The organism is Methylotuvimicrobium sp. KM2, assembly GCF_038051925.1.
Taxonomy (GTDB): Bacteria; Pseudomonadota; Gammaproteobacteria; order Methylococcales; family Methylomonadaceae; genus Methylotuvimicrobium.
Genome location: NZ_CP150634.1, coordinates 264903 through 279330 on the forward strand (window position 1 = coordinate 264903; position 14428 = coordinate 279330).

14 protein-coding genes are annotated in these 14428 nt (G+C 48.8%); 6 read left to right on the forward strand and 8 right to left on the reverse strand.

Features of this window, described 5'->3' with window-relative positions; genetic code table 11:
• Positions 1-6 precede the first annotated feature (6 nt).
• Both WJM45_RS01165 and WJM45_RS01170 read left to right on the forward strand, forming a co-directional pair.
• Entirely contained in the window at positions 7-1770 is a 1764-nt protein-coding gene (locus WJM45_RS01165; RefSeq protein ID WP_341327177.1) for a 5-bromo-4-chloroindolyl phosphate hydrolysis family protein, read from the forward strand.
• An 800-nt stretch (positions 1771-2570) separates the two neighbouring features.
• Positions 2571-4106, forward strand: a complete 1536-nt coding sequence (locus tag WJM45_RS01170; protein ID WP_341327178.1) for a hypothetical protein — start codon at positions 2571-2573, stop codon at positions 4104-4106.
• Positions 4107-4183: 77 nt separating this feature from the next.
• Here WJM45_RS01170 and WJM45_RS01175 read toward each other — a convergent pair whose 3' ends face one another.
• A complete protein-coding gene (locus WJM45_RS01175) occupies positions 4184-4369 on the reverse strand; it encodes a hypothetical protein (RefSeq protein WP_341325490.1) in 186 nt (61 codons plus the stop codon).
• Positions 4370-4554: 185 nt separating this feature from the next.
• Here WJM45_RS01175 and WJM45_RS01180 point away from each other — a divergent pair, with 185 nt between their 5' ends.
• Positions 4555-5733, forward strand: a complete 1179-nt coding sequence (locus tag WJM45_RS01180) for a hypothetical protein (protein WP_341327179.1) — start codon at positions 4555-4557, stop codon at positions 5731-5733.
• Between the two features lie 86 nt (positions 5734-5819).
• On the opposite strand, the gene WJM45_RS01185 is transcribed toward WJM45_RS01180, so the two are convergent.
• On the reverse strand, positions 5820-6008 hold the full coding sequence (locus WJM45_RS01185) for a hypothetical protein (protein ID WP_341327180.1): 189 nt from the start codon (positions 6006-6008) through the stop codon (positions 5820-5822).
• Positions 6009-6161: 153 nt separating this feature from the next.
• On the reverse strand, positions 6162-7061 hold the full coding sequence (locus tag WJM45_RS01190; RefSeq protein WP_341327181.1) for a LysR substrate-binding domain-containing protein: 900 nt from the start codon (positions 7059-7061) through the stop codon (positions 6162-6164).
• 260 nt (positions 7062-7321) lie between these two features.
• Here WJM45_RS01190 and WJM45_RS01195 point away from each other — a divergent pair, with 260 nt between their 5' ends.
• Positions 7322-8191 carry a hypothetical protein gene (locus tag WJM45_RS01195; RefSeq protein WP_341327182.1) on the forward strand — a complete coding sequence of 290 codons (870 nt, stop codon included), beginning with the start codon at positions 7322-7324 and terminating at the stop codon, positions 8189-8191.
• The gene (locus tag WJM45_RS01200) at positions 8191-8889 is read left to right on the forward strand and encodes an alpha/beta hydrolase (protein WP_341327183.1); all 699 of its coding nucleotides are present in this window, start codon (positions 8191-8193) and stop codon (positions 8887-8889) included. The genes WJM45_RS01195 and WJM45_RS01200 overlap by 1 nt, the downstream gene beginning before the upstream one ends.
• A 641-nt stretch (positions 8890-9530) precedes the next feature.
• Here the strand turns inward: WJM45_RS01200 and WJM45_RS01205 are convergent.
• Positions 9531-9995: a MarR family transcriptional regulator gene (locus WJM45_RS01205; RefSeq protein WP_341327184.1), complete on the reverse strand. Its 465-nt coding sequence runs from the start codon at positions 9993-9995 to the stop codon at positions 9531-9533.
• Positions 9996-10003: 8 nt separating this feature from the next.
• A complete protein-coding gene (locus WJM45_RS01210) occupies positions 10004-10264 on the reverse strand; it encodes a hypothetical protein (RefSeq protein WP_341327185.1) in 261 nt (86 codons plus the stop codon).
• A gap of 192 nt (positions 10265-10456) precedes the next feature.
• Between WJM45_RS01210 and WJM45_RS01215 the strand changes: the two genes are divergently transcribed.
• Complete coding sequence (locus tag WJM45_RS01215) at positions 10457-10834, forward strand: hypothetical protein (protein ID WP_341327186.1); 378 nt, start codon at positions 10457-10459, stop codon at positions 10832-10834.
• Between the two features lie 472 nt (positions 10835-11306).
• On the opposite strand, the gene WJM45_RS01220 is transcribed toward WJM45_RS01215, so the two are convergent.
• The 3 genes from WJM45_RS01220 to cysT form a co-directional block, all read right to left on the reverse strand.
• On the reverse strand, positions 11307-12353 hold the full coding sequence (locus tag WJM45_RS01220; RefSeq protein ID WP_341327187.1) for a sulfate ABC transporter ATP-binding protein: 1047 nt from the start codon (positions 12351-12353) through the stop codon (positions 11307-11309).
• Positions 12354-12521: 168 nt separating this feature from the next.
• Positions 12522-13388 (reverse strand): sulfate ABC transporter permease subunit CysW, encoded by an 867-nt coding sequence (gene cysW, locus WJM45_RS01225; protein ID WP_341327188.1) that lies wholly within the window; start codon positions 13386-13388, stop codon positions 12522-12524.
• A gap of 11 nt (positions 13389-13399) precedes the next feature.
• Positions 13400-14227 carry a sulfate ABC transporter permease subunit CysT gene (gene cysT, locus WJM45_RS01230; protein ID WP_341327189.1) on the reverse strand — a complete coding sequence of 276 codons (828 nt, stop codon included), beginning with the start codon at positions 14225-14227 and terminating at the stop codon, positions 13400-13402.
• Between the last annotated feature and the right edge of the window lie 201 nt (positions 14228-14428).

A 14428-nucleotide genomic window follows, 5' to 3' on the forward strand; every position in this document is an offset into this window, starting at 1 on the left:
TCTTAGATGAACTTATTTCGTCTACTTCCCTCAATCAAGTCGTTGCGAATGTTCGTCGGCGCTTGCCTGTTGTTATCGCTGTTTGTCGGTATAGGCGGCTTGGCACATGGAAAAAAACCGAATGATTTAGCGGCTCCCGTATACCTGGTAAACATAGATGCCGTAATTAATCCGGGCACGTCCGCCCTGCTTGAGCATGCAGTCGAAACAGCGGAAGCCCATTCCGCAGCTGCGTTGATCCTACAAATCAATACCCCGGGCGGCTTACTGAGTAGCACGCGAGACATGGTTCGCGCAATTTCGGAGTCGAAGGTGCCGGTTATCGGTTACGTGGGTCCTGCCGGCGCAAGCGCGACATCGGCCGGTGCGTTTATTTTGCTGTCTACGCATCTTGCGGTGATGAATTCCGGTACGAATGTCGGTGCCGCATCGCCGGTTGCGGGCGATGGCGGCGAGATACAAGGTACCATGGCAAAGAAAATCATGAGCGATACCCGGGCTTTCATGCGAGGTATCGCCAAGCATCACAATCGCAATGCGGATATTGCCGAACGTTTTGTTTCCCAAGCCGAAAGCCTATCCGCCGAAGAAGCCTTGGAAGCCAATGTGGTCGATCTGGTGGTGCCGGGATTTTCTGATCTGATAAAAGCCGTTGACGGACGTGAAATTCAATTTCAGGGCCAATTGCTTATACTGACGCTCTCGGATAAAGGCATTCGCCAGATTTCCCCGAGGTTTATCGATCATATTTTGAGTTTAGTCGCGCATCCGCAGATCGCGCACATGCTAATTTCTGTGGGCCTACTTGCGATTTTTATCGAAATGCTCGCTCCGGGCCTAACCCTTCCCGGTATCCTCGGCACGATCGCGCTGGTTTTGGGCTTGGTCGGCATGCAAGCTTTACCCGTTAATCTTGGTTTTCTAGTGCTTTTATTGTTCGGCATCGCGTTGATGATCGCCGAATATTTCGTTGCCGGCTTCGGCGTACTGGGTATCGGCGGAGCGATCGCCTTCGTGCTGGGTAGTTTGAATCTATTCGACGGCCCCATCCCGGTCGATCAGAGCAATACGATACTGTCGGTGAGTATTGCAGTGAGTGCCGCAATGCTGCTCGCAACTTTGCTTATCACCGGCAGCTTTATTTTCGGTTCGCGCAAAAAGGGCTTGAAAGGCAAAATCGGGGAAGCAATGGTCGATTTCGATAGCAACGGTTATGTGTTGATCGATCAACAACGATTCTCTGCCGATACGCTCGAACCGCTTCGTCACGGCGATCGGATCGAGGTTGTTAAAATTGATCGGAACGACCGCTTACTGGTTAAAAAAGCACGGCAAAATTTGCCCGGCACGATAGACGAATCCAGCGATGAAACCAAGCAGACGGTCGCCGAGTCCCGTAGCATGATTCGGCGAATCGAACAGGCCGGCAATCGAATTCATAATCACGAATTCAAAAGTCGGATAGAGCGTATCTGTAGGGTTGCCGACAGTATTTTGAGCGAAATCGAAGCCGACCCGCGAGATATTCGCAAAGCTCGAAAATTTCTTAATGTTTATCTAGATGGAGCGATGCAAGTCACCGAAGGCTATGCCAAAACGCACAGTCATAGCCAATCCGGTCAATTGACACAGAATTTTCGTAATGTACTCGAAACGATTGAAGCAACATTTCTGGAACAGCAACAAAAATTGTTTGAAGATGACCTATTCGATCTTGATGTCAAAATAGAAGTATTAACCGCGCAACTTAAACGGGAAGGTATTCGTTGATGCCGGAGCCTATCGTTTCCACACTCCAGCGCTCATCGTTATATACCTTTCGCACTTTAAATTTCGGCAGTGCCCGAGGAGGCGTCGGGGTGTGCAATCCCTCACCTAACGCTAGGTGATTCGCGTAGCGTACCCTACAAATTATGTATAACTATGAGCGCTCCAGCGTGGGAAGGATAATTGCCGGGGGACTGAATAGTTACAATTTCGACAGCATTCGTTACCCACTGGTTTTCTCTCTAGCAGAGTCCGTAAAAAGGTTCCTGATTAGCAAGATGCTTCAGCTTACCGAAGCCAAGTGTCCGAGCAGGAGCTAGTCGTAGTCGCAAAACTAAAATATGCTGTTACCCAAGCTCCAGCTTGGGAATGAGCGTGATGTGGGGTGGCCGTTTTTAGCTTGCGCGCATGGCTTGCGAACCCCGTCCTGCTAAGGATATGCTGATCTTTGGGCTTTAGCTGAAGAAACTTGCTAATTAGGAAAAGGTTTTCATCATTACTTCCTCTCTTCGCCATCCAAGAAAAGCATCTTGGTCCTCTTCATCCCAAGCTTGATGGGATAATTGAACGACAACAGGTTTCGGTTTATTCTGAAACCAGTAAGAGACCTTGTCGCTCTATGTCAAGTATAATAATTCCACTGGATACCGCAACGGACGCTCGGCTGGTTATACCTATCGTACTTCAAATTACGACATTAACGTATGGACCTGCCATAGAGCCGACACGGATATCATTGTCTTTTGACTATGATGACAACCCTAATTCGAACCTTAAAAAAAGCACGTAGGAGCAGGCGCACGATGACTGTTGAACTTATGATTAACTTTGCGGTGCAGTTTCTTGGAACCTTGGCAGTACTATTCCTGGCCTATCGTTCCTTTCAAAAACGTCGGATTCAATTAGGCGCAGAACCGACGCTTCCGCAATATTTTATCCGCAGAAGCACCTATTGGTTAGGGGTTGCGTCTTACTGCGCGTTCATGGCGGCGTTATATTTATTACTAACTTTGCAGTGGTTGCCCTTGGAACCGTTGATAACGCTTATCGTTAAAAACCTTCGTTCTCGGGAATTGTTGGATCTTCTGAACGGCTTGGACGGAACCAAGATCGTACCGTTGATTACCGCCGGGCTATTTTTATTTTTTATCGCTTGGGAAAGTAAAATTAACCCCTTGCTAATTTTGAGAGACAACATACATGATGCTTTTGCCATCCCAACTAAAGCGGTAGAGGTCTATAACGCTCTGATTGCCTCAAGATTATCGGCGGTTGACGAGAAACTGAAAGAGCAAATTGCCAATCGATTGTTAGTGTCAAGCATCGACCCCGGCGACTTCGACATGTCCAGTGCCACGGTCGAATATAAGTGGGCTCATAATTGTTTGCTTTTTGATCGGATACAATATTATGCGAATCAGTCGTCTTTTCGTCGATTGTTCAACGAACCGTCTCTGAAATGGGGGGAAATTTGTATTTCCTATAATGCCATGTCGGAAAAAGTGGCGGTTTGGAAGGAAGCGGAGCCGCATTACACCAAGACGGTCAAGTTAATCAAGGAACTGGATCAACTCACCGGTTTGTTGTGCCGCATGCTCGCCTCCTTGATCGTGTTCGGTAGCGCCAGCGAGAACGATATTTGGGCAACCGTGAAACAACTCGGCGGGAATGTTCACGAAGCTCGCTTGAAACACACCTATAAGTATATTTTGATTTTCATGGCGGCCTCCGCTATCGGAGTCATATTGGGTCGAGAAATTTCGGTTTCGTTACACAATGCTTTCCTGTTTCCGGATAAGCCTCTGGCCCACTTTAGCTATACGACGCTTCGTTGGATGGCTTATGTTATGCCGATGTATGTTCTTCCGTTAGCGCTGGTTTTTGTTTCACGTACGCTTGCATTCAGGCGCCAGCGGGAGCAATACGATCGCTATTACGGATTTTACATGACGATGATGATCATGGGGTTTATTGTCAGTACCACGGTATCGACACTCGTACTCGAGTTAACTTTCTATCGCCGAGAATATTTCAACTTTTTGGAAAGCTTTTTAGATCATATGCGTTGGGGAATCCTGCCTGCGCTGATATGCGGTTTTGTGGCCTATCGAATGGACACGCCAGTGACTGAATCGGAAACGCTAGGTAATTGCCTGGTAAACGCGACGTTGCGATTTCTTGGGTGGGGGGCTGTCGCCGTTATTATCATGCTTTATGCGACCGACGACTTAATCATACAAGAGTCGAATCTGCGGTTTACTTTAGTCGGTACGGCTTTCTTCGTGGTTGGTCTGTTAGGAGCCTCTGCCCGTTTTAAAACAGCGCGAGCTGACGATTAGGCGGCTTGCGAGAGTGAAATACGAGGCTGCACAAGATTTTTGTTCAAGTGCTAGGTTCTCTGCGCATTGGCGCCAACTTAAGTAACGTTCATGAAGGCCCGGCAATCGTCAGGCAAATGAAAGTGCAAACTGTGGTGGATGCGGTCACTCGCCCGATAGGACGCCGTGAATACGTCCATGTAGGCTCGGCGGCGGCTATCCCTGCCGCCGACGCCTGTCGGTCGAGCAACCGCACCCTCCTCGGAACCGGTGTTGTTTTTCATAAAGCGGCAAATGCACCATAGAATGAGCGCTAAGTTGGCGCTTATGGGTTCTCTGCGCCCTCACATGCGCTAGGCGAGGGGTAAACACCTCGGCGCCTCCATACGCTAATGCCGGAATTTGAAGAGCGATAGGTACAGGGCATGATTTACAACAGAGTACGTTCCACAGAATAAGGAATAAAACGATGACCGAGACTGTGATCAAAAAGTCGATCTATCAAAGAGAAGAGCCGGAGGGCTTTCTAGAGACGCTCGGCGTTCGGTATTATCGGTTTTTGGCTAAAAAAGCAGGCACGTCCGAATTGCATAATGTCAGTATCGATGACTTACAGCCCGATGCAACGCTGCAGGCATTGTCGACTAATATCACGGCTTTCGCGGCTGTGATCGCCTTTGCCATAGGCGCTCTGACCACATTCGTGACTATCTGGATAGAATGGACATTTCAAGCGTCAATGACAACGGCAGCCTATTATTTGCTGTATGGTTCGGTGTTGATCGTGATGTTGACGGTCGAAATGACAGTGCTGTTTTGGTTAGGGCTTAAAATTGTCTACAGCCTTGCCTGCTTAACCGGGCATAACCAAGCTACCAAAGACTTTTGTCTGCCGGGCGATGATGCCGTGCCCAATATTTTAGCGCGCGCGGCACTGGAAGTCCCTGATCCGATCATTCGTTATTTAGGTATCGATCCGCTAAAGCATTTATCCAAATCCAAATTATTTCTGGTCACGATTTTATATAAAGCCAAAGTCATTCTCAGCAGTCTGGGGGTGAAATTTTTACTGATCCGCTTTTTTGGTAAAGGCGACATACGTGTGACCTTTAGCTGGGTCGCTATTCCGATAACCGGTCTATGGGATGCCTTTACATTGTATAAAGTGGCAAGAGAGGCAAGATTGCGTTTATTCGGCAACAAACTGGCCGAACACATTGCGATGAATGTCATCACCGATGACGTTATCGCGCAATTAAGCCCTAAAGCGCGCGAAGGCTCGGTCAGGGCGGTAGCCGTCATGATGGTATTGGCGCAACATTACCATCCGAATATGTTGGTATTACTGCATAGGCTCTGTTCCACCTTCGAAATCGATGAGACAAAAGAATACGATAACTGGGAAGATTTTTTAGCACTCTTGGATGAAGTCGCCGAACACGAGCGCTATTTTTTGCTTGATTTGCTGTGTGTGTCCGCCGCTTTCGACGGACATTTATCGCGATTGGAGCGATACCATTTGCCGGAGGCATTTAAAGAATTGACCGAAGAATACATGCAGCGTGCGGAAAAATTAAAAAATATGTTGCTCAACGGGCAGTTACATGCAGCTAAAGACTTATGCGAACTGGATTTTAATGCGGGATAATGCCGATTTTGAACTCGTCCCTAACGTTCATGAATGCTAGGCAATCGCCCCGGCAAATGAAATTTCTCTGGTAGCGGAGAGTGCGGTCACTCGCCCGACAGGATGCCGTGAACCCGGCACCTAAATTCCATAACCAACAGATTATGGAATTTAGGTGCCGGGTGAATACGTCCGTGTAGGCTGGCTCGACGGCGGCTGTCCTTGCCGCCGACGCCTGCCGGTCGAGCAACCGCACCCTCTTCGGAACCGGCATTTCCGTTGCTAAGCTTTTGCATATCGAAAAATTAGATAAGGAATGCAAAACTGCGAACTTTCACAGTAACGTTTCGTTGTCCCGAAATATTTCAACTTTACTCGGCAACCGATTTAAAGGTTTAGAACGGGGGGCAAAACCTATCTTGTTTCCTCTTTGTGTCAAATTACATGTCTCAGGCGCTCATTTCTTGGGCAGCATCCAATAGTTCTTCAATAAAATGCCGGCTGTAGGCGGGTAAATAATTCTGCCGCAAGTAGGCGATTTTGGTCATCGAGCTGGGTATGAGTCCGGGCAAATTACGGGCAACTAAATCTGAATCGACAATCGGATCATAGGCCATACCGGCGATCAAGCCGACACCCAATCCCAAACGCACGTAAGTTTTGATGATATCGGTATCGGCTGCCGCCAGCACCACATCTATTGGTAACTCCCTGTCGTTAAAAGCCTTCTCGATATTGGAACGGCCGGTAAAGCCGAGCGAGTAGGTGAGAATCGGAAACGAAGCCAAGCGTTCCAATGTCAAGTCCCCGCTAGCCAGCGGATGTTCCTTCGGGATGACAACGGCATGGTGCCATTCGTAACAGGGGTTGATGATCAAAGTTTCATCTTCGGCGACCTTTTCGGTGCAAATGGCCAGATCGGCTTGGTCCTTATGCAGAAAATCGATCAGGAGGTCGGGCGAGGATTGCACGATATAAACCTTGACGCCGGGATATTTGGCCCGAAAGCGCTGTATCGGCTTCGGCAAAAAATATTTTGCCTGAGTATGCGTCGTCGCGACATGGAGGATTCCGCTGTCGCCATTGCGGTATTCCGAGGCGAGCGATTTGATATTTTTTTTGGCTTGTTGAATGGTCAATGCCTGAGCCAATACTTTTTGTCCCAGCTCGGTCAGACCGGTCAGTTTTTTGCCGTTTCTTGTCAATAAAGGCGAGCCCAGTTCCTCTTCGAATAAATGTAATTGTCGGCTCACCGCCGATTGCACGATATGCATGCTATCGGCTGCCTTCGAGAGGTTGAAACCATTTTCATGCAGGGTGCGAAGTAATTCAATCTGGCTGAGATTCATGAGGTGATGGCCTGAAACGTTTTTAATATCTAATTTTTAGAATTATAAATCGAATTATATCGTTTTAATAATCAATGAAATCCCGCTATTCTGAGCCCAACAAATGGTCAGAGCCGTTTCGTTAGCGTGATTGAATGGATTTCTAGACTGCACCCCTCCTTAAATCATAGGGATATTTATCAGGCGGAAAAACATCTCCGCCTGTTTTTTTTCGCTACCTGAACACAGAGCAAAGCCCAAGCACAACAAGGAGCAGGATAATGCCATTACAACAACTTGTCGAACACTTCAATGACCGTCTGGAATGGGAGCATCATTCCAATTTCCGCCCCTTCTTTTTAAAAGAAGGAGTCGTGCATGGTTTATTCGGTCCCATTCATATCACTACTGAACTGGCGCCCCTGCGCGAAACGCTTAAACCGTTGACGATAGCAGGCTATATTGCCAAGCTTAATGTCAGCACTTCCGAAATTCCGCATCTGCAAAGCCATGAATTGGATTTGATTATATCGCTGCCTGCACGGCAATCAATTTGTCCCGATTCCATAGTCGATTTTGATCGTTTAGCTCGTACCGTTCATATGCTCAATTTTTTGCCGATTTCCCATGAGCCGTTTTTTTTGCAACTAGAGGTCGATCCTAGGCATATTCTCGGCGTCAAGAAAGATCATGGAGCGTATTTTCAAGAAGTTATCGGGAAATGCGGTTTGGAGCCCAATAACATCGTAATTACTTTGAGTGTAGGCAGCGTCTATGCCAATTATTACGAAGCCTTGCTGAAGGGGCTTGAAAACTACCGGCAGCGAGGTTATCGAGTGGCCCTTAAAATTGATTACAACGGTTTGAGTGGTTCGGCTTTAGAGCTGATTACGGCCTTATCGCCAGATAATGTCGCTCTGTCGGCCAAGGATTTTGGCAGGATTCAAGACAATCAATTACCGAACAAACTGCATCGCTTGCACAAACTGACGGATTCGGTCGGTGGGCAAACAGCGTTGCTTGATATCGAGGATGCCAATATCAAGGCTTTGGCTCGTACGATTGGATTCAATTGGGTGCAAGGCACTTATTACGAACAGTCGGTTGCTTCGATCGAAGACACCGCTTTACATCTGTCGAGGGCTGTCTAATGAAAACGAAAATAATCACCGTACCGGGTTTTCACGGCAGTGATGTCAAACATTGGCAAACCTGGCTGGAGCGGCAGCTGCCGGGCAGCGAGCGCGTATCCGGCATCGACTGGGAGCGTCCGCAAATTTTGACTTGGGCCAGAGCTATCGAAAAGCATATCGATGCAAAGCCTGAGCGAGTCATTCTGGTCGCACACAGTTTCGGCTGTCTGGCTAGCGCTTTGGTGGCATCAAGGTATCCTGAAAAAGTGGCTGGCCTGATTTTAGTTGCGCCGGCGTCGCCGCAGCGATTCTCTTTAACGGGACCAATAGGCGTAAATTTCGGATCGGAAAACGATATTTCAAGTTATCTGCCGAAGCAACGGCTCCAAACCTTGGGGTTACTAGTCGCGAGCACAAACGATCCCTGGATGGAATTAGGCCAATCCGAAGAGTTCGGTCGCCAATGGGGTATGTCGCTTTATAACGCGGGCAATGCAGGTCACATCAACAGTGAAGCCGGGTACGGTGAATGGCCATTGATAAAACAATGGGTCACGACAATACAGGATGCGGTTGCCTCCTTCCAAGGTGATGAGCCCCAATTCGCCAAGGGCATAAAACAGAGGGCAGCTGCGCCACAAAATGCACCATGGCAGAGTTTATACCCATCGCAGATCAAAATTCGGCACCGGGGTGCCCGTCAAAGGACGCCGTGAACCCAGCACCTAAATTATCCAAGATAATTAACCATAGCCAATGGGCTATGGAATTTAGGTGCAGGGTGAATACGTCCCTGTAGGCTCTATGCCAGCATTCATGCTGGCAAAGCCTTTGCCGAGCACCCCGGTGCCTCCTTAGGCACTGCCGAATTTTGAAGTACGAAAGGTATATACTCTGCCGTAACGAGTTGAGTACTCTCATCTGAGCGAAAAAACGTCTAATAATCAGAATGTGCGGGAGGGTGAGTGTCACGGTTGCCAAACTCATCAAAACTGCGTCATTGGGCATTAAGTTACTGCTGTCACGTTTAGGATTGAATAAATCCGTTTTAAATCGCTTTAAATTTTTTTTCCGCTTGCAAACCGGCTTGCCAGGCGGCTTTTTAATCGCTCAGAGCCTCTTTCACGTTGGGTAGATTTCTTCAATCACTTTTTTCACATAGAGCGGAATGTTCAGGTTGCAATTGTTTTCTTGAAGCTCTTCGAGCTTAGCGGAGTTGACGACACTAACACATCTTAAAAAGCTGAATACCAGTCATAAATTTGCTTGACGTGCATGGACTCCAGGATGTTTTGAGCTCTGCCGATTCGGATTTGATTCGATGCGTCGATAAACAGGATTTTGTGCTTAAAGCGATTTATTCGTCCGTTTCTTCATTTTCGTCATTTCGTTTCGCCGTGACGGATTGACACAAACGCACTAAATTAGCCTCGAGCGCCGCGATCTCTTCCTGTTCGTAATTTTCGAACAAACGGTTGATGTAGTGCAGATGTTCCGGAAAAGACTGTTCATAGACGGCTTTTCCCGCTTCGGTCAAGCTGATGATCTGGCTTCGGCCATCTTTCGTCGATGCGCTGCGCTGAACGAGCCCCTTATCTTCTAGCCTGCTGACGACGCCGGTTAGCGTTCCTTTCGTGATCAAGGTTTCATCGCCCAGTTTTTTGGGCGTCATGCCGGAGGTGCCGCCTAAGGTGATGATGATGTCGTATTGCGGCAAGGTCAGGTTAAATTTCTGGACATGATTCGCCGCATAAGACAAAAAGGCTTGGTGCGTTCTCAATAACTCGCGTAACACGGTCGGAAATGTTGATGTGATTGTCATGGTATCTGTTAAAAAGTTCTAATAAGAACGAAATGATAGAGCCAATCGGCAGTCTCGACAAGCTTTCTCGATGCAGGGCGATATGGCCGTAACAACACCTGACATTCGGAAACACGACCCGACTCGATGCCGAGTTCGGGCAATTGCTTTCTTTTTCGGCAAGTCTTGCCGTACCGGCGAGCAGAGGCCGCATAGCACAAAACACCCGGCTTGGTTTTGTTAGATGCATTGTAAGCGATTGTTTCGTAGAGAATTCTAATGCTAATCACTCAAGCCAAATATATGTATTCGATAAGACTATGCGGATTATTTAGTTCTGATTAGAACATAAATGGTTCTAATCAGAACTACTTGTGTTAGACTTTTACCAACCTTAGCGATCAACTCCAATCTTTTCATATCCATGAAAGTGTTCATCGTTAGGTAGCATTATTTTATTCATTGACTATGAGGTTTAACCCATGAATACATTCACTAAAGTCCTGTTCTCATTTCTGATAGGCGCACTCTCGACAAGCGCCTTTGCCGTGACCAATCCTTCCTATGCCGACGTCAAAACGGCAATTGAAAACACGCTGGCCAAGGTTGAGGAAACCAAAAGCGCGCTCGACAACGGCGCTGACAAGGCTATTTTGATCGATATGATTACCGATGCCCGTCAGTTACAAAAGGATATTGCCAACAATGTGCTGGACGTGAAACGCAATCGAGCCAGCAACGTGTTGAAGAATGCGCGCACGGCATTGAAAAAAAATGATCTGGAATCGGCCAGAGTGTCTTTAATCGATGCCGTAAACCGGTATAAAGAAATTCAACAACTTTACGCATCGACCCACTAAGCCTGACAGAGTCTAAGCGCTAGCTCGGCCGCAAACAGTAACCTCCTCCTTTTTAGGGGGAGGTTTTAAGGCGAGTTCGCACAATCCCAAATTCGGCCATTTGACTATGAACCTAAACCCGGCAGTTAGTTCGTTAAAATAACGAAATACAACAAAGTAATCAGTGGCTTGCATTAGGCTCTCAGCTCTCTCGGTAACTATTCGATCCACGGTAAATCAGTTCGCCCCCAAAATCAAGGAGAGCATTGTCGTATTGAATTTTCAGTTGCCGGTTCGGATGCGGCATCGATCTTCGCCACACACCTCGTACCTTCAGCAAGCTTGAACAATTCGCAGTCTTCAGGTAGACCATATAATGGTAGTAGACGCATTTTTTCCGCCACCTTGGTGATGATGTAACCGGTTTCCTGTGAAAACTGTAAAATCTAAAGCTGATTCAAGTTCATGTTGTTGATATTGGCAATGAGTTCAATCAGTTAAACCAATGCGCATGCTTGATGTGCAGCGATACCCGGTCGCCTTTTTGCAAAGCCAGTTCGCGAAATTGTTCGTTCGGCATTTCCGCAAAGATCGTCGATGCCTTGCCGTTTACTCCGTCCTTGCTCAATTCCAGCCGAATGATAGCTCCTAGGTGTTGCCAATCTTTTAGATAAACGGGGGCATTGGCGGGATCTTGCGGTTTTTCGACTTGGATGTTGTGCGGACGCACATGAGCGATGATACCTTTATTAGGATCATCGATACTGATTCCGGCGCCGGCGAGCCAAGCGCTGTCGTCCTTTTCCAGCTGAAAAACATTGGTATGGCCGATGAAACGCGACACGAAATCGTTGTTCGGACTGTCGTAAATTTCGTTGGGTGAGCCTTTTTGTTCGATCTTGCCGTGATTGAGCACGACGATCTGGCTGGCGACTTCCATGGCTTCTTCTTGGTCGTGTGTTACGAAAATGCTGGTGACATTCAGCTCATGATGCAAATGCCGCAGCCACAACCGTAAATCCTTCCGAACGCAGGCGTCGAGCGCGCCGAACGGTTCATCCAGCAACAACACAGATGGTTCGACCGCCAACGCGCGGGCCAATGCGATGCGTTGGCGTTGGCCGCCGGACAGTTGATCGGGGAAACGATCGGCCAGCCAGTCCAATTGCACCAAATTGAGCAGTGCATGCACTTTTTCCTGAATCTTGGCTTCGCTGGGACGTTCCTTTCTGGATTTGACTCTGAGGCCGAAGGCGATATTGTCGAATACCGTCATGTGTCGGAATAGCGCGTAATGTTGAAAAACAAAGCCGATTTGCCGGTTTTTGACCGGCTGATCGGTAACATCGCTGCCGTTTAATAACACCTGACCTCGATCCGCCTGTTCCAGTCCGGCGATGATGCGCAGTAAGGTGGTCTTGCCGCAGCCGGACGGTCCCAGTAAGGCGACCAGTTCGCCTTCGGGGATTTCCAGATTGATGTTATCCAGGGCGGCGAAATTGCCGAAGCGTTTGCTGATATTGTTTAAAGTAATGCTCATCGTGGTGCTCTCGTTCAAATTTGTTTTATTGATGCTTGGGTGGACAGCATGAAATCCAACACGTAGCCCGTATGCAGCGTAGCGGAATACGGGAATAACGTGGCGTCGAACTTCCCGGGTTGCGCTGCGCTCCATCCGGGCTACGCTGTTCAACCCACCCGCTTTGTTTTACATCGTCTTCCTATCCTGTTTTTGCCGCCATTCCAAATAGGTTTTCACGACCAGCGTGACCACCGCCAAACCGGCCAATAGCGAGGCGCTGGCGAACGAGCCGACGAAGTCGTATTCGTTGTAGGTGATTTCGACATGCAACGGTAGGGTATTGGTCAGCCCTCGAATATGGCCGGAAACCACCGACACCGCGCCGAACTCGCCCATCGCCCGGGCATTACAGAGTAGTACGCCGTACAGCAGCCCCCATTTGATATTGGGAAGGGTAACTTTAAAAAAAGTTTGCCAACCGCTGGCGCCCAGCGATAAAGCGGCTTCTTCCTCTTCATGCCCCATTTCCTGCATCAATGGGATCAACTCGCGGGCGACGAACGGAAAGGTCACGAACAAAGTCGCCAGAATGATGCCGGGCACCGCGAAGATGACCTTGATATCGTATTCGGACAGCCATGGGCCCAGCCAGCCTTGAGCGCCGAACACCAGTACATAAATCAAACCGGCGATGACCGGCGACACCGAAAACGGCAGGTCGATCAGCGTGATCAATAAATTTTTACCGCGAAAGTCGAAACGTGCGATGGCCCAGGCCGCGGAAATTCCGAAAAAAGTCGTTAGCGGCACCGTCACTGCAGCGGTCAACAGCGTCAGCCGTATCGCCGCCAGAGTATCGGGGTGCGTCAGGCTGTCGCTATATGCCGTCCAGCCTTTGCCGAAGGCTTCGATCAATACGGTCGCCAGCGGCAGGATCAAAAACAGCCCGATAATCGCCAAGGTTGTCCCTATCAGCCCAAAGCGAACCCAGTTAGAATCGTTTAACGCGATCGGTTTAGGTTGGTATGCATGAGTTGCAGTCACTGTATTCATTTGAGCATCTCTCAAAGTTGGCCGCTACGGCGGCGAACCCACCATTGCAGCACGTTGACCAGTAATAACAATAAAAACGAAATGATCAGCATCGTCAGTCCGATCGCGGTCGCGCCGGCATAATCGTATTGCTCCAGCTTCGTGATGATCAGCAGCGGTACGATTTCTGACACATAGGGCATGTTGCCGGCGATGAAAATGACCGAACCGTACTCGCCGACGCCGCGCGCGAAGGCCAACGCGAAACCGGTCAGTGTTGCCGGCAGGATGTTGGGCAGTATGATTCGGATAAACGTTTGTAGACGATTGGCGCCGAGGCTCGCGGCCGCCTCCTCCATCGCCGTGTCGAATTCCTGCAATACCGGCTCGACGGTGCGCACGACAAACGGCAGGCCGATAAAAATCAGCGCAAACACTATACCAAGGGGCTTATAGGCGATTTGCACGCCCAGCGTGTCCATGACGATACGACCGATCCAGCCATTGGGCTCGTAGATTGCCGCCAACACGATGCCGGCAACGGCGGTTGGTAGCGCGAACGGTAGATCGATCAGCGCGTCGAATAGTTTTTTGCCGGGAAACGGATAGCGTACCAGCGTCCAAGCTATGACGAAGCCGAACAGTGCGGCGATACCGGCCGCGATCAACGCTGAAACAAAACTGACCCGGAACGAAGCCTGAACCCGGGGGTTGGTCAGTATGTCCCAGTATTGATCCAGGCTGAGTTGCATGCTTTTGAACACCAGCGCGCTTAACGGAATCAGCACGATCAACGCTAGATAAAATAGCGTAAACCCGAGTGTGGGACGAAAACCCGGCATAATATGACTTTGTGGCATTTCGGTAGCCTTTGTTAGATTGCAAAAAACAGCGGTTTGATATCTCTCATCCGTTTTTTATGACGATAAAGCGGTCGTTTGCTGATTCCCACGGTCCTCCGTGGGAATCCATACCTTGGCGGCCGAGGCAAGATCGGTACGCATTCCCACGCTGGAGCGTGGGAACGAGGAGAAACCATTTCCGCAAGCCCTATCATCGTT

Bases quoted from the DNA above. Each gene is read 5' to 3' on its own strand.
- WJM45_RS01165 (WP_341327177.1), top strand. From the start codon at position 7: ATGAACTTATTTCGTCTACTTCCCTCAATCAAGTCGTTGCGAATGTTC.
- WJM45_RS01200 (WP_341327183.1), top strand. From the start codon at position 8,191: ATGAAAACGAAAATAATCACCGTACCGGGTTTTCACGGCAGTGATGTC.
- WJM45_RS01190 (WP_341327181.1), bottom strand. From the start codon at position 7,061: ATGAATCTCAGCCAGATTGAATTACTTCGCACCCTGCATGAAAATGGT.
- WJM45_RS01220 (WP_341327187.1), bottom strand. From the start codon at position 12,353: ATGAGCATTACTTTAAACAATATCAGCAAACGCTTCGGCAATTTCGCC.
- WJM45_RS01170 (WP_341327178.1), top strand. From the start codon at position 2,571: ATGACTGTTGAACTTATGATTAACTTTGCGGTGCAGTTTCTTGGAACC.
- WJM45_RS01175 (WP_341325490.1), bottom strand. From the start codon at position 4,369: ATGAAAAACAACACCGGTTCCGAGGAGGGTGCGGTTGCTCGACCGACA.
- WJM45_RS01205 (WP_341327184.1), bottom strand. From the start codon at position 9,995: ATGACAATCACATCAACATTTCCGACCGTGTTACGCGAGTTATTGAGA.
- cysT (WP_341327189.1), bottom strand. From the start codon at position 14,227: ATGCCACAAAGTCATATTATGCCGGGTTTTCGTCCCACACTCGGGTTT.
- WJM45_RS01215 (WP_341327186.1), top strand. From the start codon at position 10,457: ATGAATACATTCACTAAAGTCCTGTTCTCATTTCTGATAGGCGCACTC.
- cysW (WP_341327188.1), bottom strand. From the start codon at position 13,388: ATGAATACAGTGACTGCAACTCATGCATACCAACCTAAACCGATCGCG.
- WJM45_RS01180 (WP_341327179.1), top strand. From the start codon at position 4,555: ATGACCGAGACTGTGATCAAAAAGTCGATCTATCAAAGAGAAGAGCCG.
- WJM45_RS01195 (WP_341327182.1), top strand. From the start codon at position 7,322: ATGCCATTACAACAACTTGTCGAACACTTCAATGACCGTCTGGAATGG.
- WJM45_RS01185 (WP_341327180.1), bottom strand. From the start codon at position 6,008: ATGCAAAAGCTTAGCAACGGAAATGCCGGTTCCGAAGAGGGTGCGGTT.